Here is a 1,711-nt window from a genome sequence, read left to right as displayed (position 1 = left end):
CCCTTGTTACTCTTGCTTTGTAAATCAAACCTTCTTTTACGGTCGTAAGGAGCCATGTTACCTCTACCTGGAAATGCATCTGCTGCCGTACTTTTTTTCGTTGTGTTTCTTTATCCATTTTTCCTAATAAACCACCCTTTATTCCTAAATCCTTTGCTGTTTTTGTAATTGTTTGACCTGCCTTTCTTTGTTCATTTGCCAGTTTAACAGCTTCCAATTTGAATTCTGCTGTATATTCTCTTACCATTTCTAATCCTCCAAAATTTTATTTTACCAAAAAAAACTCTTTTCTTTCTCTCCACTTTTCCTGGGTGAGGTCAGAAATTTAATGATCCAGGATATACTCCTTTGTTAAGGGAGATTGAGCATTTTCGAATATTTCTTGAGTGCTTCCAGACTCAACAATTCTGCCATTATGAAAGAAAATTACACTATCAGATAACTTTTTAGCTTGCTTCATTGAATGAGTCACCATAATTATAGTAAATCTTAATTTCAGCTCTTGTATAAGATTTTCGATTGCATTGGTTGCCATTGGATCAAGAGCAGAGCACGGTTCATCCATTAATAAAATAGTTGGCTTCACTGCAATTGCGCGAGCGATGCATAGCCTCTGTTGTTGGCCACCGGATAAATTGAGTGCGCTATCTTGCAATCTGTTCTTCAATTCTTCCCATAAACCAACCTTGGTTAAACTATTTTCCACCATCTCATTCAATTTTTGCTTATCCTTCGCCATACCATGCAATTTTGGCCCATAAGCAACATTATCATATATTGATTTTGGAAAAGGATTTGGCTTTTGAAATACCATACCAACTTTTGCTCTAAGTAGTACAACATCCATATCGCGTGAATATATATCACCCAGCCCATCGATATCTAATTCACCAACAGTTTTGCAACCTGGTACATAGTCATTCATACGATTAAAACAACGCAAAAATGTTGATTTACCGCACCCGGATGGTCCGATAAAAGTAGTAACTTTTCTTTTATAAATATTCAAATTTATATCGAATAAAACTTGCTTAGAGCCGTACCAGAGATTTAAATCTTTAACAGAGGCACGTGTATTGCTCATATCACATCCTGCATTGAATAGAGCCCCGGAATTTCTCTTTTATTTTCGTATAGCCATACTGCTGCTTGAACAGCTCCTCTAGCAAATGTTGTGCGATCAATTGCTTTGTGGTTTAGTTCTATCCGTTCATCAGAATTAACAAACATCACGCTGTGATCTCCTATTACTCCACCTCCACGAGATACTGCAAAACCTATTCCCCCCTTTTCCTTATGTTTGAACCACTATGTAAATATTGATTGGACTGAAAATCCACTTTTGAAGCGTTAGCAATTGTTTTGCCAAGTTCTATAGCTGTTCCAGATGGTGAATCCTTTTTTAAGTTATGATGCATTTCCCAAATCTCAACGTCATATTCATTACCTAAAAGCTCAGCAGCTTTTTTTACCAATTTCAGCAACACATTAACCCCAACACTCATATTTGCTGACCATAATATTGGAACTTCAGCAGCATATTCTTTCAAATCGACACCTTCTATTCCAGTTGTGCCACTAACCAGCGGTGTTTTAAATTTTACAGCTGCTTTAAAGCAGTCTAACATACATTCTTTAGTTGTAAAATCTATTACAACGTCAGATGACTCAAATATGCCACTAATAGAACTTGTAACTTTAATTCCTAGAT

2 protein-coding genes and 1 pseudogene are annotated in these 1,711 nt (G+C 36.4%); all 3 read right to left on the bottom strand.

What is annotated here, in order from left to right:
* Positions 1–247: transposase (locus WGMM_RS04690; protein WP_458694883.1), on the bottom strand; the 247-nt coding region annotated here is incomplete at its 3' end.
* Positions 248–325: 78 nt separating this feature from the next.
* Positions 326–1,084 (bottom strand): phosphate ABC transporter ATP-binding protein PstB, encoded by a 759-nt coding sequence (gene pstB / locus WGMM_RS04685; RefSeq protein WP_038250797.1) that lies wholly within the window; start codon positions 1,082–1,084, stop codon positions 326–328.
* Positions 1,081–1,711: pseudogene (dapB, locus tag WGMM_RS04680) on the bottom strand (4-hydroxy-tetrahydrodipicolinate reductase); the annotation flags it as partial. The gene pstB and the pseudogene dapB, both read right to left, overlap by 4 nt.

Source organism: Wolbachia endosymbiont of Glossina morsitans morsitans (assembly GCF_000689175.1).
Lineage (GTDB): Bacteria > Pseudomonadota > Alphaproteobacteria > Rickettsiales > Anaplasmataceae > Wolbachia > Wolbachia pipientis.
Note: the sequence above shows the minus strand (reverse complement) of the source record. Positions and strands in the feature narration are given on the sequence as shown.